The sequence below is a fragment of the Sorangium sp. So ce381 genome (assembly GCF_051473845.1).
Classification (GTDB): domain Bacteria; phylum Myxococcota_A; class Polyangia; order Polyangiales; family Polyangiaceae; genus Sorangium; species Sorangium atrum.
The window spans coordinates 1,615,220-1,634,700 of record NZ_CP150336.1; the positions used below are offsets into that span (position 1 = coordinate 1,615,220).

Annotated in this window: 23 protein-coding genes and 1 pseudogene; 11 read left to right on the forward strand and 13 right to left on the reverse strand. The window is 70.5% G+C overall.

Annotated features, from left to right (window positions below):
- Nucleotides 1-334: 334 nt before the first annotated feature.
- From WMF29_RS06005 to WMF29_RS06015, 3 genes are read left to right on the forward strand one after another with little or no spacing between them, the layout of a single operon-like run.
- On the forward strand, nt 335-1,543 hold the full coding sequence (locus WMF29_RS06005; protein WP_437327906.1) for an efflux RND transporter periplasmic adaptor subunit: 1,209 nt from the start codon (nt 335-337) through the stop codon (nt 1,541-1,543).
- A gap of 1 nt (nt 1,544) precedes the next feature.
- Complete coding sequence (locus WMF29_RS06010; protein WP_437327907.1) at nt 1,545-2,765, forward strand: ABC transporter permease; 1,221 nt, start codon at nt 1,545-1,547, stop codon at nt 2,763-2,765.
- A complete protein-coding gene (locus tag WMF29_RS06015; RefSeq protein WP_437327908.1) occupies nt 2,758-3,444 on the forward strand; it encodes an ABC transporter ATP-binding protein in 687 nt (228 codons plus the stop codon). The genes WMF29_RS06010 and WMF29_RS06015 overlap by 8 nt, the downstream gene beginning before the upstream one ends.
- A gap of 6 nt (nt 3,445-3,450) precedes the next feature.
- Here WMF29_RS06015 and WMF29_RS06020 read toward each other — a convergent pair.
- Nucleotides 3,451-3,708, reverse strand: a pseudogene (locus WMF29_RS06020) (PEP-utilizing enzyme); the annotation flags it as partial.
- 113 nt (nt 3,709-3,821) lie between these two features.
- Here WMF29_RS06020 and WMF29_RS06025 point away from each other — a divergent pair.
- The gene (locus WMF29_RS06025) at nt 3,822-4,886 is read left to right on the forward strand and encodes an NAD(P)-dependent alcohol dehydrogenase (protein WP_437327909.1); all 1,065 of its coding nucleotides are present in this window, start codon (nt 3,822-3,824) and stop codon (nt 4,884-4,886) included.
- Between the two features lie 34 nt (nt 4,887-4,920).
- On the opposite strand, the gene WMF29_RS06030 is transcribed toward WMF29_RS06025, so the two are convergent.
- Entirely contained in the window at nt 4,921-5,880 is a 960-nt protein-coding gene (locus WMF29_RS06030; protein ID WP_437327910.1) for a LysR family transcriptional regulator, read from the reverse strand.
- A gap of 149 nt (nt 5,881-6,029) precedes the next feature.
- Between WMF29_RS06030 and WMF29_RS06035 the strand changes: the two genes are divergently transcribed.
- Complete coding sequence (locus WMF29_RS06035) at nt 6,030-6,569, forward strand: hypothetical protein (protein ID WP_437327911.1); 540 nt, start codon at nt 6,030-6,032, stop codon at nt 6,567-6,569.
- Entirely contained in the window at nt 6,566-7,993 is a 1,428-nt protein-coding gene (locus tag WMF29_RS06040) for an MFS transporter (RefSeq protein WP_437327912.1), read from the forward strand. Before WMF29_RS06035 ends, WMF29_RS06040 begins: the two co-directional genes overlap by 4 nt.
- A gap of 99 nt (nt 7,994-8,092) precedes the next feature.
- Here WMF29_RS06040 and WMF29_RS06045 read toward each other — a convergent pair whose 3' ends face one another.
- Entirely contained in the window at nt 8,093-8,836 is a 744-nt protein-coding gene (locus WMF29_RS06045) for an SDR family oxidoreductase (protein WP_437327913.1), read from the reverse strand.
- A gap of 158 nt (nt 8,837-8,994) precedes the next feature.
- Between WMF29_RS06045 and WMF29_RS06050 the strand changes: the two genes are divergently transcribed.
- On the forward strand, nt 8,995-9,891 hold the full coding sequence (locus WMF29_RS06050; RefSeq protein ID WP_437327914.1) for a cupin domain-containing protein: 897 nt from the start codon (nt 8,995-8,997) through the stop codon (nt 9,889-9,891).
- 15 nt (nt 9,892-9,906) lie between these two features.
- Here WMF29_RS06050 and WMF29_RS06055 read toward each other — a convergent pair whose 3' ends face one another.
- Together WMF29_RS06055 and WMF29_RS06060 are read right to left on the reverse strand one after the other, a co-directional pair.
- Complete coding sequence (locus WMF29_RS06055; protein ID WP_437327915.1) at nt 9,907-10,521, reverse strand: DNA-3-methyladenine glycosylase I; 615 nt, start codon at nt 10,519-10,521, stop codon at nt 9,907-9,909.
- Nucleotides 10,522-10,785: 264 nt separating this feature from the next.
- Entirely contained in the window at nt 10,786-11,355 is a 570-nt protein-coding gene (locus tag WMF29_RS06060) for a class I SAM-dependent methyltransferase (RefSeq protein ID WP_437327916.1), read from the reverse strand.
- A 62-nt stretch (nt 11,356-11,417) separates the two neighbouring features.
- Between WMF29_RS06060 and WMF29_RS06065 the strand changes: the two genes are divergently transcribed.
- Complete coding sequence (locus WMF29_RS06065) at nt 11,418-11,876, forward strand: MarR family winged helix-turn-helix transcriptional regulator (protein ID WP_437327917.1); 459 nt, start codon at nt 11,418-11,420, stop codon at nt 11,874-11,876.
- Nucleotides 11,877-12,038: 162 nt separating this feature from the next.
- Here WMF29_RS06065 and WMF29_RS06070 read toward each other — a convergent pair whose 3' ends face one another.
- The 3 genes from WMF29_RS06070 to WMF29_RS06080 are packed head-to-tail and all read right to left on the reverse strand — an operon-like array spanning nt 12,039 to nt 13,681.
- Complete coding sequence (locus WMF29_RS06070) at nt 12,039-12,707, reverse strand: glutathione S-transferase family protein (RefSeq protein WP_437327918.1); 669 nt, start codon at nt 12,705-12,707, stop codon at nt 12,039-12,041.
- Nucleotides 12,708-12,750: 43 nt separating this feature from the next.
- Nucleotides 12,751-13,341 carry an SRPBCC family protein gene (locus WMF29_RS06075; RefSeq protein WP_437327919.1) on the reverse strand — a complete coding sequence of 197 codons (591 nt, stop codon included), beginning with the start codon at nt 13,339-13,341 and terminating at the stop codon, nt 12,751-12,753.
- Between the two features lie 10 nt (nt 13,342-13,351).
- Nucleotides 13,352-13,681 (reverse strand): ArsR/SmtB family transcription factor, encoded by a 330-nt coding sequence (locus tag WMF29_RS06080; protein ID WP_437327920.1) that lies wholly within the window; start codon nt 13,679-13,681, stop codon nt 13,352-13,354.
- A 108-nt stretch (nt 13,682-13,789) separates the two neighbouring features.
- On the opposite strand from WMF29_RS06080, the gene WMF29_RS06085 reads away from it, so the two are divergent.
- From WMF29_RS06085 to WMF29_RS06095, 3 genes are all read left to right on the forward strand, one after another.
- The gene (locus WMF29_RS06085; protein WP_437327921.1) at nt 13,790-14,308 is read left to right on the forward strand and encodes an SRPBCC family protein; all 519 of its coding nucleotides are present in this window, start codon (nt 13,790-13,792) and stop codon (nt 14,306-14,308) included.
- On the forward strand, nt 14,292-14,654 hold the full coding sequence (locus WMF29_RS06090; protein WP_437327922.1) for an ArsR/SmtB family transcription factor: 363 nt from the start codon (nt 14,292-14,294) through the stop codon (nt 14,652-14,654). The genes WMF29_RS06085 and WMF29_RS06090 overlap by 17 nt, the downstream gene beginning before the upstream one ends.
- Before the next feature lie 93 nt (nt 14,655-14,747).
- Nucleotides 14,748-15,239, forward strand: coding sequence for a Fur family transcriptional regulator (locus WMF29_RS06095; RefSeq protein ID WP_272100776.1), 492 nt, complete (start codon nt 14,748-14,750; stop codon nt 15,237-15,239).
- A gap of 311 nt (nt 15,240-15,550) precedes the next feature.
- On the opposite strand, the gene WMF29_RS06100 is transcribed toward WMF29_RS06095, so the two are convergent.
- The 5 genes from WMF29_RS06100 to WMF29_RS06120 all read right to left on the reverse strand — a co-directional run bounded on the left by WMF29_RS06100 (nt 15,551) and on the right by WMF29_RS06120 (nt 19,481).
- Nucleotides 15,551-15,781: a hypothetical protein gene (locus WMF29_RS06100; RefSeq protein WP_437327923.1), complete on the reverse strand. Its 231-nt coding sequence runs from the start codon at nt 15,779-15,781 to the stop codon at nt 15,551-15,553.
- 134 nt (nt 15,782-15,915) lie between these two features.
- Nucleotides 15,916-16,692, reverse strand: coding sequence for an ABC transporter ATP-binding protein (locus tag WMF29_RS06105; protein WP_437327924.1), 777 nt, complete (start codon nt 16,690-16,692; stop codon nt 15,916-15,918).
- Nucleotides 16,692-17,501, reverse strand: coding sequence for an ABC transporter permease (locus tag WMF29_RS06110; RefSeq protein ID WP_437327925.1), 810 nt, complete (start codon nt 17,499-17,501; stop codon nt 16,692-16,694). Before WMF29_RS06110 ends, WMF29_RS06105 begins: the two co-directional genes overlap by 1 nt.
- Nucleotides 17,498-18,328, reverse strand: a complete 831-nt coding sequence (modA, locus tag WMF29_RS06115) for a molybdate ABC transporter substrate-binding protein (RefSeq protein ID WP_437327926.1) — start codon at nt 18,326-18,328, stop codon at nt 17,498-17,500. Before modA ends, WMF29_RS06110 begins: the two co-directional genes overlap by 4 nt.
- Before the next feature lie 46 nt (nt 18,329-18,374).
- A complete protein-coding gene (locus WMF29_RS06120) occupies nt 18,375-19,481 on the reverse strand; it encodes a substrate-binding domain-containing protein (RefSeq protein ID WP_437327927.1) in 1,107 nt (368 codons plus the stop codon).

Below are 19,481 nucleotides of genomic sequence, written 5' to 3' on the forward strand. Positions count from 1 at the left end.
AATCGACGCGGACGATGCGCGCCGGGTGGCCGCTTTTGTGGCAAGGAGGCTATTCGTGTTGGTGAGCTCGTACTTGCGCGGAAAGGCGGTGAAGAAAATCGGTGAAGTCGGCCCAGCGCGCAGTCAGCATCCGGGAGTGCTCGCGCGGGTCAAGGGTGCGCTCGCGACGCGAGCCGGCTGCGCCGCCCTTGACCCACGCTCCGCCCTCCCGGGCCGGAACCTCGGGCGATGGGCAAGCGGGCCTCCGGCGGGGGCTCCGTCTTTTCTCCTGCGCCAACGTTCCGCGTGACGGGCCTCGCAGGCCGCGCCGGTTCGGTGGTAGATGGTTCGGCAAATGAGGACGCTCCTTCGGCGCCCTGGGCTCTGGATCCTGATCGCGTTGATCGCGGCCTCCACGATCGTGATGGCGGTGCGCGCGCGTGGCCCCAAGGTGAAGGTCGCCGTGGCCGCTCGAAAGGATCTCGAGCAGCGCGTCGTCGCGAGCGGACGGGTGAGGGTGCCGACGCGCGTTCAGGTCGCGGCGCAGGTCCCGGGCCTCGTCGTCGCGGTCGGCGCGATCGAGGGGCAACGCGTGAAGGCGGGCGATCTCCTCGTGCAGATCGACGACGCCGAGGCGCGCGCGGCGGTGTCGCAGGCGAAGGCCGCCGTCGACCAGGCGAGCGCGCGCGTCGAGCAGCTCCGCCGCGTCGGCGCGATCGTCGCGACGGAGGCGCTCCGTCAAGCGGAGACGAACCTCGAACGCGCCGAGGTCGAGCTCGCGCGGGTGCGAGAGCTCTCGGCGTCGGGGGCGGTCGCTCAAGCCGAGCTCGACAACGCCCAGCACAGCGTCGAGCTCGCGCGCGCGCAAAAGGTCGCAGCGGAGGCGCAGCGCATCGCGTCGACCCCGATGGGCGCGGACTCCCGCGTCGCGCTGACCGCGCTCCTCCAGGCGCAGGCGCAGCACGTCGGCGCGACCGTTCGCCTCGCGCAGACGCGGATCGTGGCGCATCAGGACGGCGTCGTGCTCACGCGCTCCGTGGAGCCCGGCGACGTCGTGCAGCCGGCGCGAACGTTGATGGTGCTCGCCGCGGACGGGAGCCCGCAGCTCGTCTTCCAGCCCGATGAGCGGAACCTCGCGTGGATCGCGCTGGGGCAGAAGGCGCGCGCGTCCGCGGACGCCTATCCGCAACAGGTGTTCGACGCCGAGGTGAGCTATATCGCGCCTTCCATCGATCCGCAGAGAGGCAGTGTCGAGGTGCGCCTCGCGGTGCCGCGCGCGCCAGCCTTTCTCTTGCCCGACATGACCGTATCCATCGATCTCTCGGTCGCCCGGCGCGAGAGTGCGCTCGTCGTTCCGAGCGACGCCGTGCGCGACGCGGCGACGCCGGCGCCCTGGGTGTTCGCCGTCGAGGGCGATCGCCTCGTGCGCAAGGACGTGAAGCTGGGCATCCGCGGAGAGGGCGCCGTCGAGGTCGTCGAGGGCCTCGGCGAGGGGAGCGTCGTTGTGCTGCCCGACGGACGGATCCATGCGCCGGGCCAGCGCGTGCGCGCGGAGCTCGATTGAGATGCCGTTCGAATGGTTCGTGGCGCTCCGTTACCTGCGCGACGCGAAGGGGCAGACCGCGCTGATCCTCGCGGCGGTGTCGGTGGGCGTGAGCGTGATTGTCTTCCTCTCCGCGCTCATCAACGGCCTCCAGGTGTCGCTCATCGACAAGACGCTCGGCTCGCAGCCGCACATCACGTTGCAGGTGCCGCGCGAAGCGGCGCGCCCGCTCGTCGACCCCTCGAACGATCTCGCCGTCGCGCGCTCCGTGCAGCCCGCGCCGCAGCGCCTTCGCTCCATCGACCAGTGGCCGCTCGTCATGGCCGACGCGGAGCGCACCGCCGGCGTCGTCGCCGCGTCGCCGGCGATCGTGGGCGCCGGCTTCGCCGTCCGCGCCGAGGCGAAGAACGCCGTCGTCGTGCGCGGCGTCGATCCGGAGCGCTTCCTCGCGATCATCGACGTCCGGAGGCGCATGCGCGCGGGTCGGTTCGACGTCGCCGGGGGCGACGCGGTCATCGGTGTCGTGCTCGCGAGCGAGCTCGGCGTCGGCGTCGGCGACAAGATCCGGATCACGACCACCGAAGGGATCGACGATGTCGTCGCGATCACGGGCGTCTTCTCGCTCGGTAACGAGGCGGTCGACAAGACCTGGGTGATCACGTCGCTCCGCAGGGCGCAGACGCTCTATGCGCTCCCCGGCGGCGCGACCTCGATCGAGCTCAAGGTCGCCGACGTGTTCGCCGCCGAGACCGTCGCGGGCGAGCTGCGCGGGAGGACGGGGCTCAAGGCGGACAGCTGGATGAAGATCAACGCCGAGCTGCTCACCGGCCTCTCGGCGCAAAGCAGCTCGAAGAGCATGATCCAGTTCTTCGTCGTCCTCGCGGTCGCGCTGGGAATCGCGAGTGTGCTCATCGTGTCCGTCGTCCAGAAGTCGCGCGAGATAGGCGTCCTCCGCGCGGTCGGCACGTCGCGGGGCCGCGTCCTGCGCATCTTCCTGATCCAGGGCGCGGTCCTCGGGCTCCTCGGGTCGTTCGTCGGATCGGCGCTCGGGGCGCTCCTGTCGAAGCTCTTCGAGGGCCTCGTGCGCGGGCCCGACGGCGCCCCGAAGTTCCCCGTGCAGCTCGATCTCGAGCTCTTCGTGTTCGCGACCGCCCTCGCCATCGGCGTGGGGCTCCTCGCCGCCGTGCTCCCCGCGCGGCGCGCCTCGAGGCTCGATCCGGCGTTGGCGATCCGCAATGGCTGATCCGCTGCTCGTCGTCGAAGGCGTGGTGAAGGAATACGGCCAGGCCGTCGTCTCGCGCGCGCTCGACGGAGTCGATCTCCGGATCGAGAAGGGCGAGTTCGCCGCGCTGATCGGTCCGTCCGGCTCCGGCAAGAGCACCCTGCTCAACATCATCGGCCTGCTCGACCGGCCGACGCGCGGGCGGGTGGTGGTCGACGGCAAGGACACGACGGGGCTCGACGAGGCGAGCCTCACAAGGCTTCGCGCGCGGACGCTCGGCTTCGTGTTCCAGTTCCATCACCTCTTGCCGATGTTCACCGCGCTCGAGAACGTGATGCTGCCCGCCTGGGGTGACGAGGGATTCCCTTCGTCGGCCATGAAGGCGCGCGCGGCCGAGCTGCTCGGAGCGGTGGGGCTCGCCGACCGGATGAACTTCAGGGCGACCGCGCTCTCGGGCGGCCAGCAGCAACGCGTGGCCATCGCGCGCGCGCTGTCGCGCCGACCGCCGCTCGTCCTCGCCGACGAGCCGACAGGGAACCTCGACACCGAGTCGTCGGCCGAGGTCTTCGCGCTGATGCGCCGGTTCAACCGCGAGCTCGGCACGACGTTCCTCGTCGTCACGCACGATCCGCGCATCGCCGAGCAATGCGAACGCGTGATCGAGATCGTCGACGGGCGCATCGCCAGCGACCGCGCATGAGGGGCATCATGACTCCTCCAGGATCTGAACGAAGTCTCGGTTGCCGTCGACGCGGATGCGCTGACCCGTCTTGATGCGTTCGACCGCCGACGCCACGCTGACCACCGCCGGAATGCCATACTCGCGGGCTACGACGGCTCCGTGGGTCATCATGCCGCCCACCTCGGTGACGACTCCCGCCGCGTGCACGAAGAGCGGCGTCCACCCCGGGTCGGCGAACGGCGTAACGAGAATCTCGCCGGCGCTCAGCACCTCGCGACCGGGAGTTCGCCGTCGACGCCGAGCGCATTATAGTGCCGCAAGTGGCCCGAAAGCCAACGAGCGAGCAGGGCCGATCCTACCCCTTCCACGAGCTCAAGCTCTTCCAGGAGTAAAAGATGACAGTGAAAGCTTTTGGTTCCTACGCCGCCGACAAGCCGCTGGAGGCGCTCGACATCTTTCGTCGCGCTCCAGGCGACCACGATGTGCAGATCGACATCGTCTACTGCGGCGTCTGCCACTCGGACTTGCACACCGTTCGAGGTGAATGGGCGGGCACGCTTTATCCGTGCGTTCCTGGGCACGAGATCGTGGGGCGGGTGTCCGCCGTGGGGGCCCAGGTATCTCGCTTCAAGAAGGGCGAGCTGGTCGGCGTCGGCTGCATCGTCGACAGCTGTGGCCGCTGCGCGTCCTGCGCCGAACACCTCGAGCAGTACTGCGAGAGGGGCATGACGCTCACCTACAACTCTCCGACCCCGGACGCCCCCGGGCACACGCTGGGCGGCTACTCCCAGCGGATCGTCGTCAACGACAGGTACGTGGTGAAGATCACCCATCGCGAGGATCAGCTGGCGGCCGTGGCCCCGCTGCTCTGCGCCGGCATCACCACCTATTCGCCGCTCCGGCACTGGAACGCCGGGCCCGGCAAGAAGATCGGCGTGGTGGGCATCGGCGGGCTCGGCCATATGGGCGTCAAGCTCGCCCACGCGATGGGCGCGCACACCGTCGCGTTCACGACGTCGGAGTCGAAGCGGCAAGACGCCAAGGCCCTCGGCGCGGACGAGGTCGTGGTGTCGCGCAACGCGAGCGAGATGGACGCTCACGCCGACAGCTTCGACATGATCTTGAATACGGTCGCGGTGAGCCATGACCTCGACGCCTTCACGAGGCTGCTCAAGCGGGACGGCGCCCTGGTGCTCGTGGGCGTGCCGAAGGACGCTCACCCGTCGCCCAACGTCTTCAACCTCGTGCTCAAGCGCAGGACGATCGCCGGGTCGACGATCGGCGGCATCGCCGAGACGCAGGAGATGCTCGATTTCTGTGCGGAGAAGGGGATCGTCGCCGACATCGAGGTGATTCCGATCCAGCGGATCGAACAGGCGTACGAGCGGATGCTCAAGGGCGACGTCAAGTATCGCTTCGTCATCGACACCGCCAGCTTGGCCGCCGCGCCACAGCAGTAAGGCCGTAGGTCATCGTCACAACTGAAGGGCGGCACTAGCCCCTTCGCCTCTTCCGTGGCTCGCGGCGGTGCCCAGCACGCCCGTTCCGCGCCACCGTCTCTTCCCCGCCTGCCACGACCTCCCGCACGCTGTCGCGCAACCAACGGTGAGCGGGGTCCGCGTCCAGCCTCGGGTGCCACAGCAACGAGACGGTGATCTCCGGCGCAGCGAAGGGCAGCGCGAAGCTGAACAGGCCGTCGCGCAGGCTCCTTGTGTGGTGCTCCGGAACGGTGGCGATCAGGTCGGTCGCGCGCGCCAGGGCGATCGCAGTCGCAAACCCGCCGACGATGGTCACCACCTCGCGCGCCAGACCGAGCGCGGCCAGGTTCTCGTCGATGCGCCCCTTGGCCACGCCGCGCCGTGAGAACACGACGTGGCGTCCGGCGGCGTAGCTCGCGGGCGTGATCTTCGCCCGCCTGAGGGGGTGGTCGCTGCGCACGACGCCGATGAAGCGGTCGCGGAACAGCGCCTGGGTGCGCAGCTCGGGGCTTGTGTCTTCGTCGACGACGCCCGTCTCGAGGTCGACGGCGCCAGTGCGCAGCGGCGCGCTGTCCTTGTCGGGCTTCGCCACGAAGCGCAGCCGGACGCCTGGCGCCTGGGCGCCGGTGCGCTCGATCAGGGCTGGACCGAAGCTCTCGACGAAGCCCTCGCTGGTGCGCAGCGTGAAGGTGCGCGCCAGGCGCTTCAGGTCGAGCTTCTCGGCAGGGCGCAGGACGGCCTCGACGCCCTGCACAAGGTGGCTCACGCGCTCGCGCAGCTCGAGCGCGCGCGGGGTCGGCACCAGGCCGCGCCCAGCGCGCACCAGCAGCGGGTCGCCCAGGGTCTCCCGCAGGCGCGCGAGCGCCCGACTCATCGCCGAGGGGCTCAGGCGCAGGCGTCGGGCCGCGCCGGTGACGCTGCCTTCCGTGAGCAGCACGTCGAGCGTCACGAGCAGGTTCAGGTCGGGCAGCGCCATGCCACCAGGCTAGCAGAGGTCGGGGCGAACCATGGCGTCAAACGCACAGATAGATTGCATCCGTTGCGCGTTCCGCAATCCGTGCCGGCGTCCTAGCTTGGACGTCGAAGCGCGGATCACGTCGATTCGAGCCGAGCCGGAGGCCACCCATGACCGAGAACGCCCTTGAACTGTTCATCCATCGCACCCGCGCCAGCTGGGGACCGCTCAGCAGCGAGCTTGTCGCCAGCTGTCGCCATCACCTGGAACAGCTGGCGAAGTCGCACGCTGACGAGCCCTGGCTCGCGGCGCTGCACGAGGAGGCGCCCGCGTCCAGGGAGCTCTACCGGGATGCGAAGGACGGCTTCGTGCTGCAGGCCCACACCGAGCAGGCCGGGCTCTACCGCCCGCCGCACGACCACGGTCGCAGCTGGGTGATCTACGCCCTTCAGCGCGGAGAGATCGCGATGTCGACCTACGCTCGCGTCGAGACCGGAGCCGGCGTCCAGCTGGTCAAGCGTGACGAGACGCTGTTGCGCGCCGGTCAGGCGCAGCTGTTCTTGCCGGGAGACATTCACGACACGCGCTGCGCTTCCGGCCCGGCGCTGCTGTTCCGTTTCACCGAGCGCGATCTCAAACAGGAAGATCAGGTCGCGCGGCGCGTGACCCGCTATGTCGAGCGCAACGGCGTCTGGACGGTGGGAACATGATGGCGCTGCGCACCTCGATCGCGGGCGCGCCCCTGCCGAGCGAGGCGCCCGATCAGGCGGCTTCCAGTGTGCGCGGCCCGGCGCGCACGGAGGCGATTGCGTGCGTGCTCGCGGCCATGGTGCTCGTGGTGCTCTCCGCAGGCATCGCCAACGTGGCGCTGCCCGTGCTGGCGCACGCGTTCCAGGTGACGCCCGCCGTTTCGGTGCGCGTCGTCAGCGCCTACCAGCTCGGGCTGGTGATGGCGCTGTTGCCGTGCGCCGCGCTGGGCGAGCGCCTGGGCTATCGCGCCGTGTTCACGGCGGGCGTCGGGCTGTTCACGGGCGCGTCGTTGCTGTGTGCGCTGGCGCCATCGCTCCACTGGCTGGTCGCTGCGCGCTTCTTGCAGGGGCTCGGCGGCGCCGCCGTGATGGCGCTCGGGGTGGCGCTGCTGCGCTTCGTGGTTCCGCAGGCGCAGCTGGCAGCCGCCATCGGCTGGAACGCGCTCGCCGTGGCGCTGTCCTCTGCCGCAGCGCCCACGGTCGGCGCCGTGCTGCTCTCCAGCGCGAGCTGGCCCTGGCTGTTCGCCGTCAATCTTCCGCTCGGCGTGGCGGTGCTTCTCGCCACGCGCGGCCTCCCCGACGTCCCCGGCGCGGCGCGAGCGCTGGACGCGACGAGCATGGCGCTGAACGCGGGGGCCTTCGGCGCGCTGATCGCAGGCGCGGAGCAGCTGCCGGTAAAGCCAGCGCTCGGGGTCGGCTTGCTTGCCGCGTCCGTGCTGAGCGCGGCGCTGTTGCTCCGCCGCGAGCTGCCGAAGGAGGCGCCCCTGGTTCCGCTCGATCTGCTGCGCAGCCGATCATTTCGCATCTCCGTGATCGCGTCGGTCGCGTGCTTCGCGGGACAGGCCTCGGCGCTCGTCGCGCTGCCCTTCTATCTGCGGCACGGCTTCGGCCAAGAGGCCCTGACCACCGGGCTGCTGATCACGCCCTGGCCGCTGAGCGTGGCCATCGTGGCGCCCGTCGCGGGCCGCCTCGCCAACCGCATCTCCACGGGCTGGCTGTGCGCGACGGGCGCGGTGTGCCTCGCGCTGGGGCTCGCTGCGCTCGCGCTGATGCCGGCGCACGGCAGCGCGCTGGCGCTGGTGCCGTTCGTGGCGCTCTGCGGCGCCGGCTTTGGCCTGTTCCAGGTGCCGAACAACCGCAACATGTTCCTCGCGGCGCCGCGCGCGCGGAGCGCCGCCGCGGGCGGCATGCAGGGCACCGCGCGGCTGGCCGGCCAGACGGCGGGCGCCGTCGTCATGACCTTGCTCTTCACGCTCACGCCGCTCGACGCCGCGCCGCGCATCGGCCTCGGCATCGGCGCCCTGCTGACGCTGGGCGCCGGGACCGTCAGCACGCTGCGCGCTGGCGCGCACCGCGGCCATGACGGTGGGGGGATGGGCAGATGAACAGCGCTCGAGCCGAGAGCGCCGCGGGCGAGAAGGAGCGCGCGACGAGGGCGCTCCGGTCGTGGCGCGCGACGATCCCCCGCGTCCCGTCGACGGTGCCTATGTCGACCGAGCCAGCGCCAGCGCGTCGGGGCCGGCCGGAAAACGGAGCTTCCCCGTCGCGTCGTTCGCGGCGCACCACACGACCTCGGCCACGTCGGACTCCCTCGTCACCGCGGACGGCTGCCCGAGAGATGCGAAGATGCGCTGTGCGAAGGGCGCGTACGCCTCGGGGATCAGCCCCTGCATGCGGGCCCCCCCGTTGCTCGTGAAGCTCGTGCTCGGGCCATAGCCCGGCTCGACGAGCTTCACGCGCACATTGAACTCCTCGAGCTCGAACGCGAGCGACGCGGTGAACCCTTCGATGGCCACCTTGCTCGCCGTGTAAACGGCCACCAGCGGCATGGGCGCCAGCGTCGCGCTCGAGGTCACGTTCACGATCACCCCCGACCTGCGCGCGCGGAGCTGGGGCAGCACGGCCTGAGTCATCGCCATCACGCCGAAGGTGTTGGTCTCGAACACGTCGCGCACCGTGGTCATCGGCGTGACCTCGAAGGCGCCCATGAGCCCGATACCCGCGTTGTTGACGAGCACGTCGATGGGCCCGCTCGCCTCGAGCGCGGCCGCGATGCTCTCGGGCTTCGTCACATCGAGCGCGACCACGCGCAGCCGGTCCGAGCGGCTCAGGACGCCCTCGCGCGGCGTGCGCATGGTCGCGACCACGTTCCAGCCCTGCGCGTGGAAATGGCGCGCCGTCTCGAGGCCATAGCCAGAAGAACAACCCGTGATGAGCACCGTCTTCATCGCATCACCTCCCCGCGAGACTCGCCATGAAATCCAACCGTCGCCTTCATATCGACCCCTCTGCCGCGGCGCGCGCGGCGTTGATGAGGGTAAAGTAGTCGCGGCATGCCGGACGATCTATGATGTACAGTCCGTATTTCGTTTGCTAGAGTCCGGACGTGAGCGACCCTCTCTCCGAAGTCATCGCGCTGCTCCAGCCGCGCGCCGTGTTCTCGAAGGTCATCAGCGGAGCCGGCCGCTGGGGTGTTCGCTACTCGGATTTCGGCCAGCCGAGCTTCTCTGCCGTGCTCGAGGGCAGCTGCCGTCTCGCTGTCGACGGTCAGCGCGCCGTCACGCTGGAGGCAGGTGATTTCGTGCTCCTGCCGGCGACGCCGGGCTTCACGCTGTCGGGCTTCGATCCGGTGCGGCCAGAGCGCATCGACCCCAAGATCGCGCCCGCGCCGACGGGCGAGGTCCGCCACGGCACGCGCGGCGGACGCCCCGACGCGCGGCTGCTCGGCGGCTATTTCGTCTTCGACTCGCCGGACGCGGCCCTCATGGTGTCGCTGCTGCCGGCGCTGGTGCACGTGCGCGGTGTCGAGCGGCTCTCGGTGCTTGTGCGGCTCGTCGGCGAGGAGTCGAACGAGCAGAAGGCGGGTCGCGACCTCGTGCTCACGCGGCTCGTGGAGGTGATGCTCATCGAGGCGCTGCGGTCGACCTCAGGCGACGACGCGCCTCCGGGGCTCCTGCGCGGGTTGGCCGATGCGCGGCTCGCGCCGGCGATACGACACATGCACGGCCAGCTCTCGCGCTCGTGGACGATGGCCGAGCTCGCGAAGACGGCGGCGCTCTCGCGCTCGACGTTCTTCGAGCGCTTCACCCGCACCGTCGGCCTGCCGCCGATGGAATACCTGCTCGCCCTGCGCATGGCCGTCGCGAGGGATCTGCTCCGCCGCCAGGACCTCGGGATCGCCGAGGTCGCCGAGCGCGTCGGCTACGGCTCCGCGAGCACCTTCAGCACGGCGTTCAGCCGACACGTAGGCCAGCCTCCGAGTCGCTACGCGCGCGCGGGCTAGCCGCTGCTCGAGCCGTCAGCGCCGGGGACGCTTGAATCTCTCGCGCGACCGCTCGACTTCTCCTCGGATGACGCAGCCCTCGACGTGATCGTTCACCAGCCCCATCGCTTGCATGAACGCGTACACCGTCGTGGGGCCGACGAACTTCCAGCCGAGCTTCTTCAGGTCCTTCGAGAGGGCGACCGACTCCGGCGAGGTCGATACGGTCTGCGGGGGCGCGAGCCGCTCCGCCTGGGGCTCGTAGCGCCAGAGGAACGCCGCCAGCGAGCCCTCACGCTCGACGAGCTCTCTGGCGCATCGCGCGTTGTGGATGACGGCCTCGATCTTGCCGCGGTGGCGGATGATCCGCGCGTCTCCGAGGAGCCGCTCGACGTCCCGCCCGGTGAAGCGAGCGACCTTGTCGACGTCGAAGCCGTGGAACACAGCGCGGAAGCTCTCACGCTTGGCGAGGATGGTGCGCCAGCTCAACCCGGACTGGAAGCCCTCGAGGCTCAGCTTCTCGAACAGGCGGCGGTCGTCGCTGACAGGAAACCCCCACTCGAGATCGTGATAGTCGATGAACTCCGGCGCTGCGCCGGACCAGCGGCAACGCGCTCGGCCGTCGGGCCCCACGATCGTCGCGGTGCTCATGGCGCCTCGCCTCGCAGGAACCGGAGCCGCTCGTCGACTCGAACGATCTGAGGGCGCGTCGTCGGGTTGCTCACAGCGTCGCCTCGCCGGATGGCCGCTGTCGCAGCCGGGGAGAGGCGATCTAGTAGGACGGTTGCCCTGGACCGTCAAGCGTCGCTGCTTCCGCCCTCGCCGTGGGCCCCTTCTGCAACTGGTTCAAGGTGACCGAATCGACGATCGTCGCATGCGTTAATGATAGCGTGCTATGTATCTGGGCGACGTGAGCTACTCCGCCGAGCGGACCAGCCAGTACCAGTGCGATCGGAGCACGCGCCGGCGGCTCGCCCTGGCGTCGCGCAGCGCGAAGCGAGGCGCGAACGCCGACTCTACTGCGGCGGCGTCCAGCGGGATGCCGGCCGGCGCCGCGTCCAGCGCCCAGATCAGGTGGGTGCCGCCCGGCGCGAGGAGACGGGAGATCTCCGATACATAGAGGCCCTGCTGGGTCGCGTCGAGGCAATGGAAGCAGCCGACGTCGAACGACAGATCGAAGGGGCCGCTGAGCGCGTCCAGGTTCGTCACGTCGCCGACGAGGAAGTCCGGCCGGACCTCGTCCGCGGCCACGCGGGCGCGCGCCTTGGCGATGGCGACCGGGGAGAAATCGACGCCGGTGACGCGGAGCCCCTGCTGGGCGACGTAGCGCGAGAAGCGGCCGACGCCGCACCCGAGATCGAGCACGCCGTTCGGCGCTCCTCGGCGCACGAGCGCGGCGATCTCAGGAGGGATCCGAATATCTCCCCACAGGGTGAGGGGGCGGCGATAGGCGCGGTCGAAGTAGGCGCTGGTCGTGGATGGCATGGGGTCTTCCGGGGTTCGGGTTGCTGTTGCCTTCGGAACATCACCCATGTATATCGCATGCTATGAAAGTCAAGGGAGGCCCCGCGTGGGCGCCCGAGTCCGTGCCCACCTTCTGGGTCAACCACGCCTCGCGGTTGATCATGCGCCATTTCGAGGAGCAGCTCCGCCCTCTCGGGTTCGGGATGGCCTACCTCCCGGTGATCATCGCCCTCGAGGAGAACGGCCCTCTCCTGCAAAGGGATCTCCTCGAGCGCGCCCACGTCGAGCAGCCGACGATGGCGGCGCTCCTCGGTCGGATGGAGCGCGACGGGCTGATCGTGCGCGCGCCTGACCCGGTCGACGGCCGCGCACGTCGGGTGTCGCTCACGGCCAAGGCCAAGGCCCGCCTTCCCGCGGTGATGAGCGCGATGCAGCGGGTGGTCGAGCGCGCGCTGTCGGGCGTGAGCGAGCGGGAGCGCGCCGCGCTGATGGCGACGTTGCGAAGGGTGGTGGAGAACCTCGACGATCCTTCCGCGGGCTGAAGCGCCAGGCGCCGTCTAGAGGAAAAAACGGGTGGAAACCGCCTGATAAGCGCAGAGTTTTGAACGCCAAGGCGCCATGAGGCGCCGAGGTATTTGTTGTTCTTATGGCGTCTTATGGCGCCTCGGCGGTTCAGTTCTCGCCTGAGCAACGTGATAGGTATTCTAGTCGCGATCGGTCGGCGCGCCGCCCGGGAAGTAGTGGCGGTAGGGGCGGCCGCCCTCCACAGCGCGATCGACGGACGGCCGCTCGCGCAGGCGGCGGTAATAGGCGCGCAGGTTCGGGCGGTCGTCGAAGGGGTGGACCCAGTCGGCGTAGAACAGCGACGGGGCGGCGGCGCAGTCGGCGAGGGTGAAGGACTCGCCTGTCGCCCAGGTGCGGCCGGCGAGCTCGCCGTCGAGCCAGGCGTAGACCTTGTCCAGGGTCGCGCGGGCCAGAACCTCCCCGTACTCATCGGGCGGGTTGGACTGCATCTCGCGGATGCGGTTGTTCACGATCACCTGCATCATATTCATGACGTAGTTGTCGAAAATGCGGTCGAACTTCCGCACCTGGAGCGCGGCGGCCGGATCGGGCGGGATCAGGCGCGCAGGATCCGGATGAGCCTGGTCGAGCCACTCGACAACGATGCTCGCCTCCCACAGGGTGAGGTCGCCGACCCTGAGCACGGGGAACTTGCCGAGCGGCCAGATCGCCGCCAGCTCCGCGCCGGCCTGCGGATTGGAAGGCTCCAGCACGCGCAGCTCGAAAGGGATGTCCTTTTCGTAGAAGGCGATGAAGGCCTTCTGGGAGTAGGAGGAGAAGGGGTGGGCGTAGAGGATCGGCGTCGTCATGGCGGCCTCGCTGATTCGCGTGTCTTCAAGCGGTTCGTGTCTTCTAGCAATCATGATCCGGCGACACCGTCGAGCCTTCCGTCGGAGCGCCCGAAATTGCCGCAAGATCAACCTGAACGGTGTTCTGGCCGGGCGTCTTCGCGCTCCTCGCCAGCTCTTCGCCGAGCGCGTCCAGCATCTGGAGCCAGCTCGGGTGTGCGCCTGTCCGGCGAGCGAGCGCCTCGCTCACGTTCTGCTCGAGCCTCACGAGCGTCCGCCCGTTTCGAGCGATGAAGGTGATCGACACGAGCGTCTCCTCCGGCCAGTCCCGATCGTGCCCCTGGCTCTCGGAGGAGACCGGATTCCCGTTCGCGTCAGCGATGCGCATGGTGAACGTGAGCCGCTCCGGCCGCACGACCTCGCGATAGACACCGATGGTCCAGCAATCGCCGAACTGCGGGTTGTGGATGCACGAGTGGAAGCCTCCTCCCGGCCGGATGTCGATCCGCGCGAAGCGGATGGTGCACCCCCGCGGCGCGAACCAGCGCGCGAGCAGGTCGGGGTTCGTCCACGCATCGAACACCACGTCCCGCGGAAAATCGAACGTGCGCTCGATGAGGACCGTGGGCTCATGAGGGACTCGAGGAGATTGCATGATGACGTGATCACCCTTTCTTCGGCGGATGCAGCTCGTGCAGGAGGTCGTCCAGTCGGTCGAACGCGTCCTCCCAGTGCTGCCGGTACTGCTCGACCCAGGTCGCCACCTCGCGCATCGGCGCGGGCTTGAGCTGGCAAACGTGCTGCCGCCCGTCGCGCCGCTTCTCGATCAGGCCCGCTCGTTCCAGGGTTGCCAGGTGCTTGGAGATGGCCTGTTGCGAGATCTGAAACGGCTGCGCCAGCTCGTGCACCGACGCAGGCCCCGTCTTGAGCCGCACGAGGATCGCGCGCCGGGTGGCGTCGCTCAGGGCGGCCAGCGTCGTGCTCAGCGAATCCACAACCATATGGTTGTGGATCGACGTCCGGAAGTCAAGCGAGGGGCGAAGTGCAATCAATTGGTTGCACTTCGTGGCGCGGCTCGGTATTGTGCATCCAGGAGGTTGCACATGGCATCCACGGACAGGATCGAGAAGCGGGTCACGCTGCGCGCGCCCGTGTCACGCGTGTGGCGGGCGATCGCAGACGCCCGGGAGTTCGGGCGCTGGTTCGGCGTCGAGCTGGTGGGGGAGTTCGCCGCCGGCAAGACGCTCACCGGCATCTTCGACGAGGAGCTCAATGAAGCCGCCATCATCGACTACCAGAAGAGCCGCGGTCTCCGGCCTTCGAAGGTGAAGCTCCCCGAGAAGGGCGCGGTGTTCTGCACGGTGGAGCGCATCGAGCCGGAGCGGTACTTCAGCTTTCGCTGGATCCCGTATGGCATCGACGCCGAGGCCGACCTGGAAAACGAGCCGACGACGCTCGTCGAGTTCCGCCTCGAGGAGGTCGCTGAAGGCACGCTGCTCACCATCGTGGAGTCCGGCTTCGACCGGGTGCCAGCGCATCGACGCGAGCGCGCGTTCCGCATGAACGAGGGGGGATGGGCCGCTCAGGCCGAGAACATCGCGAAGTATGTCGACGGCGTGTGAACCGGCGGTCGCTGACGTCTTCTTCGCCCTCGGCGACGGGACGCGGCTGTCGGTGGTGACCAGGCTCGGGGCCGGAGGGGCGCTGTCGGCGACCGCGCTCTCCGACGGAGCGAAGGTGACGCGACAGGCGATCGTGAAGCACCTCCGGGTGCTCGAGGGCGCGGGCCTCGTGACGCACGAGCGGCGCGGGCGCGAGGTCCTCTACGCCCTCGAGCCGCGGCGGATCGAGGAAGCCCGCGTGTTCCTCGACGGGATCTCCGCAGGCTGGGATCGCGCGCTCGAGCGCCTGCGTCGGATGGTCGAGGAGCCTCCGTCGCCTCCGCCGCGGAAACAGGAAATGCGATAGGGAAGCGGCTTATCGGCGAAGCCCTGACCGAAGCTCCGCCGAGGTGCTGGGTCAGCGTTGACCATCTTGCGAACGGTTCGTATAGTTTCCCCCGTGCGCCACGTGACCCAGCCGCCCGCGCTCGACGAGGCCGGCCTCGAAAGGGCGCTGGAGCGGCTGCGGCGCACGGTGCGGCAGCGCGGCCTGAAGGGGTCGTCGGTCCGCGACGCCATCGCGCGCGCGGCGCTCCTGCGGCGAGGCCACTTCTCGGTCGACGACCTGCTGAAGGAGCTCCGCGAGAGCGGCGTCGTCGATGCCCACCCCGCCACGGTCTACCGGGTCCTACCGCTCCTGGTTGAAGCGGGGCTCCTCCAGATGACGCTCGTGTCGAAGGGCGACGGCGCGCGGTACGAGCGGGCGTTCGAGCGTGAACATCACGACCATCTGATCTGCACACGCTGCGGCAAGGTCGTGGAGTTCGAGTTCGAGGCGATCGAGGTTCTTCAGCGCGATGTCGCGGAGAGATTCGGCTTCCGCTTGACGGGCCACGTCCACGAGCTGCTCGGGATCTGCAAGGACTGCAGCGCTGCCGGCGTCGAGCGCTGACGCGCGAGAGGCGCCCTGCCTGCGCCGCAGCGCGACCGGATCACCGGCGTGCCCCACCGCGAGGCACGCGGCGTACAGGAGCAGCGACCCGGACACCACCACCAGGTAGCCAGGCCACTCGACCCAGCCGGCGCTCAGGGCGACGAACGCACCGACGAAGCCGAACATCGCCGCGCATCCGGCCACGGCGACCCACCGGCCAAAACGCCCCATGGCCGCACACGCGAGCGCCCGGACCCGCGCGCTGGACGTCCCCCAGGGCCCGTCCAGCGGAAGAGCCGTCGAGGGCGCGCGCGCGAGCGCCCGGGCCCTCACGCGACACCTCGCCTCACGACGTTCATCACCTCGGGCGTCCTCCGCGCGTGGAGCTCCGCTGCGGCCTCTCCGAGCACGGCCCACAGCGCCTCCAGGCTGGAATCGTCGAGCCGGACGGAGACTGGGCCGAGGTGAATCGAGATACCCCCGCAGTCCAGGCACCGCTGGACGTGCGCGACACCGTTGTACGCGAGGGTTTCGTGACGACAGTCCTTCGGGTTTGACAAGTCGACCTCCCGAGCGAGACGGTAACGCGAATGATTCTCATTTTCAATATGATCGCGCAGGAGGCGACGGGCGGATGGCCTCGCGACCGGGATCCGGCCGTGAACGACGGTCTTCGCTGCTCCTTGCTGAATTTTCAGGCTGAATCCGCGCGTCTGGAGCGCGGCGAATCGCCGGCGCTGCGCGCCGCGGCGACGAACTCCTCGACGAAGGGCGACGCCGGTCGGGCGGAGAGCTCCTCCCAGGTGCCGGCCTGCGTCACGCGCCCTGCCTCGAGGACGGCGATGCGATCTCCCAGGAGCCGCGCGTCCGTCGCGTCGTGCGTGACGACGACGGTGGGCAGGGCGAGCGTTCGCAGGTAGTCCGAGAGGAACGCCCGGACCTCGCGGCGCGAGTGGACGTCGAGCGCGGCGAGCGGCTCGTCGAGGAGCAGCGCCCGCGGGCCCACGGAGAGCGCGCGCGCGAGCGCCACGCGCTGCTTCTCGCCTCCGGAGAGCGCCTGCGTCCGCCGGTCGGCGTGCACGGCGATGCCGAGCTCGTCGAGCATGGCGTCGACGACCTCGGCGTCGGCCGCGCGCCTCCGCCGTGAGGGAGCGCTCCTCACCGCGAACGCGACGTTCTCACGGACGCTGAGGTGCGGGAACAGCGCGTAGTCCTGGGGCACATAGCCGATCCCGCGCTGCTCGACGGGCACGTCTATCCCGGCCGCCGTGTCGAGGAGCACCGCCTCGCCGATCTCCACGCGCCCTCGCTCGACGGGCAAGACGCCCAGGAGGAGCGAGAGCAAGGTCGTCTTCCCGGCGCCGTTCGGCCCCACCAGGACGAGCGAGCCGTCGCCGGTGTCGAGTCCGGCGTCGATGCGCAGGCGCCCGACGCGCGCGGTCACGCGGGCGCGGAGGCGCTCCGCGGCCATCACGGCGCCTCCTCGGGGCGCTCGGTGGAGCGCCGCAGCACGGCCCGCACGAACAGGAGCAGCGTGAACGCCACGACGACGAGGACCATCGACAGCGCCTGCGCGGCGCGCAGCTCGGACTCGAGCGCCGTGTAGATGGCGAGCGGCAGCGTCTGCGTCCGCCCCTCCAGGTTGCCGGCGAACATGAGCGTCGCGCCGAACTCGCCGAGGGAGCGGGCCCAGCTCATCGCGGCCCCCGCGGCGAGCCCAGGGGCCGAGAGCGGCAGCGCCACGCGGAAGAACACCCGGAGCGGCGGCGCGCCGAAGGTCCGCGCGACCACGAGGAGCCTCGGGTCGACCCTTCGAAACGCGCTGGTCGCCGCCTGCACGAAGAACGGCGCCGAGACGAACACCTCGGCGACGACGACCGCCGTCGTCGTGAACGAAACGGACCACCCCGCGGGGTAGAGCCACCCGGCGAGGAGCCCGCGGCGGCCGAACGCGAGCAGCAGCGCGACGCCCGCGACCGCGGGCGGGATGACGATGGGCAGCTGCACCACCGCCTCGACCGCGCGCGAGAGCCGCCCGCGCGAGCGCGCCAGCGTCCAGGCGAGCGGCGTCCCCAGGAAGACCACGACGGCGAGGCTCGCGGTGGTCGTCAGGAGGCTCAGGCGCAGCGCGGGCCACACGAGGGGGTGGCGGAGCCCCTGCTCGACGTCCCCCGCCGTGGCCATCGCGAACAAGGCCAGGATCGGGACGGCCAGGAAGGCCACGAGGACCGCGCCGACCGCGGCCAGGGCGACCCGCTCCGCGCGGAGGCGCCCGCTCACCGAGGCGCGCCGCTCCCGGAAGGCACGAGGAACCCGGCGCGCCACAGCGCCGTCCGGCCGGCCTCCGAGGTCACGAGGTCGATCCACGCGCGCGCGAGCTCGGGGTGCGCGGCGCCGGACACGACGGCGATCGGGTACTCGGCGATGACGTTGACCTCGGGCGGGATCGCCACGACGACCACGCCGTCCTGCGCCGCCTGCGCGTCCGTCCGGTAGACAACGCCCGCCTGCGCTTCCCCGAGGCGCACCTTGGCGAGCACCTGCCGCACGTTGGGCTCGCGCGAGGCGACCTTGGACTCCACGCGCGCGCGGAAATCCGCGCCCAGGGAGGCCGACGCGCGATCGAGGATCTGCTGCGTATAACGGCCGATCGGGACCTCGGGCGTGCCGATGACGATGCGCGCCGCGGCGGGGAGGTCGGCGAGCCCCCGGATGGTCGCGGCGCTCTCGCTCGCGACGACGAGGACGGGCTCGTTGCGCGCGAAGACGACGGGTCCCGCGGCGCGCTGGGATTTCACGAGCTCGTCCATGTGGCGCTGATCCGCCGAGGCGAACACGTCGGCCGCGGCGCCGTGCTCGAGCTGCGTGCGGAGCTCCTGCGTGCCGGCGAAGTTGAACGTGACATCGACGCCCGGATAAGAGCGCTTGAAGTCGTCTCCCAGCGCGGTGAACACGTCCCGGAGGGAGGCGGCCGCGAAGACGACGAGCTTGTCCTCTCGCTGGGCGGACGCCGGCTCCGAGCGCTCGCAGCCGCCGAGGACGGCGAGGCACGCCGTGAGGAGCAGGAAGGGGAGGGCTCGCAACAGCTGTCGTCGGGGGTACTTCATTCGGGAGACTCCTGGGTTCCGTCGTGCCGTGGATCGTTCCGCGCCGTCATGCCGCTCGCACCTCGGCGACCCGCTCGCCCGCCTGGCGAGCGTCGTAGGCGAGCGCCGAGAGCTCGCGGCGGAACTCCCCTGAGACGAGGACGTCGAGCAGGCGCTGCACCCTGCCGTCGTCGAGCCCCTCGCGCGGGACCGCGAGGTCGTAACGCTCCTCGGCGAGGGGCACGAAGCCGAGCCCGAACGCCAGCGCCGCGTCGCGCGTCGCGACGCCGGTGTCCGCCGCGCCCATCGCCACGGCGCGCGCGACGTCGAGGTGGCCGGCGACCCGCAGCTGCGGCTTGCGGGCGAGCTCGAGCGGCAGCCCGTGGCCGCGCACCTCGCGCTCGAGGAGCCGCTGGGCGCCGGCGCCCGCCTCGCGGCCGGCGAGGCGCAGGCCGGGGAGGCCGAGGTCGGCCGCGCCGCGGATGCGGTCCGCGTCCTCGCGGCGAACGATGAGGCCCGCCTCCCAGCGCGCCAGCGTGATGAGGACGATCGGCTCGGCGTGCCCGAGCCGGCGGACGTCGGCGACGTTCGCCTCGCCGGTGCGCGTGTCGACGAGGTGCACGCCCGCGACGTGGGTCCGCTGCCGGGCCAGCGCCTGGAGGGCCGCGGTGCTCGAGCGGGGGAACCAGAGGAACCGCCCCGGCCCGGGCCTCGTGTTGAGGCGGTCGGCGAGCAGCCCGAGGCCGGCCGCGCAGCCCATCACGACGACGTTCTCCTCGACCTCGGCGAGCGCCCGGAGGGGCTCGACGACGGCCCTCCCGCGCCGCTCGCCGGTCACGATGCCGTCCGCGGCCATCCGCACCGCGTCCTTCTCGAGCGGGTAGGAGACCCAGCGGTCCGCGATGCGCGCGACCGCAGCGCGGCCCAGCGCCGCCGGAGCGTCGGTCTCGGTCGCGAGATCCGCCGCCGCGCTCGGCTCCCCGAAGAGGTCCTCGACCGAGCAGTCGAGGGCGCTCGCGAGGCGCAGCGCGACGTCGACCGCCGGGGTCGTGCGGCCCGCCTCGATGGCGCCCACGCTCTGCCTCGTGAGGCGGGCGCGCTCGGCGAGCGCCACCTGGGACAGCCCGCGCGCCTCGCGCCGCTCGCGAACCCGGTTCGCCGCTCGGTCCGTCAT

Coding starts and splice junctions, on each gene's coding strand:
- WMF29_RS06070 (WP_437327918.1), bottom strand. CDS start 12,707: ATGACGACGCCGATCCTCTACGCCCACCCCTTCTCCTCCTACTCCCAG.
- WMF29_RS06075 (WP_437327919.1), bottom strand. CDS start 13,341: ATGCAATCTCCTCGAGTCCCTCATGAGCCCACGGTCCTCATCGAGCGC.
- modA (WP_437327926.1), bottom strand. CDS start 18,328: ATGAAGTACCCCCGACGACAGCTGTTGCGAGCCCTCCCCTTCCTGCTC.
- WMF29_RS06085 (WP_437327921.1), top strand. CDS start 13,790: ATGGCATCCACGGACAGGATCGAGAAGCGGGTCACGCTGCGCGCGCCC.
- WMF29_RS06025 (WP_437327909.1), top strand. CDS start 3,822: ATGACAGTGAAAGCTTTTGGTTCCTACGCCGCCGACAAGCCGCTGGAG.
- WMF29_RS06015 (WP_437327908.1), top strand. CDS start 2,758: ATGGCTGATCCGCTGCTCGTCGTCGAAGGCGTGGTGAAGGAATACGGC.
- WMF29_RS06090 (WP_437327922.1), top strand. CDS start 14,292: ATGTCGACGGCGTGTGAACCGGCGGTCGCTGACGTCTTCTTCGCCCTC.
- WMF29_RS06005 (WP_437327906.1), top strand. CDS start 335: ATGAGGACGCTCCTTCGGCGCCCTGGGCTCTGGATCCTGATCGCGTTG.
- WMF29_RS06045 (WP_437327913.1), bottom strand. CDS start 8,836: ATGAAGACGGTGCTCATCACGGGTTGTTCTTCTGGCTATGGCCTCGAG.
- WMF29_RS06060 (WP_437327916.1), bottom strand. CDS start 11,355: ATGCCATCCACGACCAGCGCCTACTTCGACCGCGCCTATCGCCGCCCC.
- WMF29_RS06030 (WP_437327910.1), bottom strand. CDS start 5,880: ATGGCGCTGCCCGACCTGAACCTGCTCGTGACGCTCGACGTGCTGCTC.
- WMF29_RS06035 (WP_437327911.1), top strand. CDS start 6,030: ATGACCGAGAACGCCCTTGAACTGTTCATCCATCGCACCCGCGCCAGC.
- WMF29_RS06120 (WP_437327927.1), bottom strand. CDS start 19,481: ATGACGGACCGAGCGGCGAACCGGGTTCGCGAGCGGCGCGAGGCGCGC.
- WMF29_RS06065 (WP_437327917.1), top strand. CDS start 11,418: ATGAAAGTCAAGGGAGGCCCCGCGTGGGCGCCCGAGTCCGTGCCCACC.
- WMF29_RS06055 (WP_437327915.1), bottom strand. CDS start 10,521: ATGAGCACCGCGACGATCGTGGGGCCCGACGGCCGAGCGCGTTGCCGC.
- WMF29_RS06010 (WP_437327907.1), top strand. CDS start 1,545: ATGCCGTTCGAATGGTTCGTGGCGCTCCGTTACCTGCGCGACGCGAAG.
- WMF29_RS06040 (WP_437327912.1), top strand. CDS start 6,566: ATGATGGCGCTGCGCACCTCGATCGCGGGCGCGCCCCTGCCGAGCGAG.
- WMF29_RS06105 (WP_437327924.1), bottom strand. CDS start 16,692: ATGGCCGCGGAGCGCCTCCGCGCCCGCGTGACCGCGCGCGTCGGGCGC.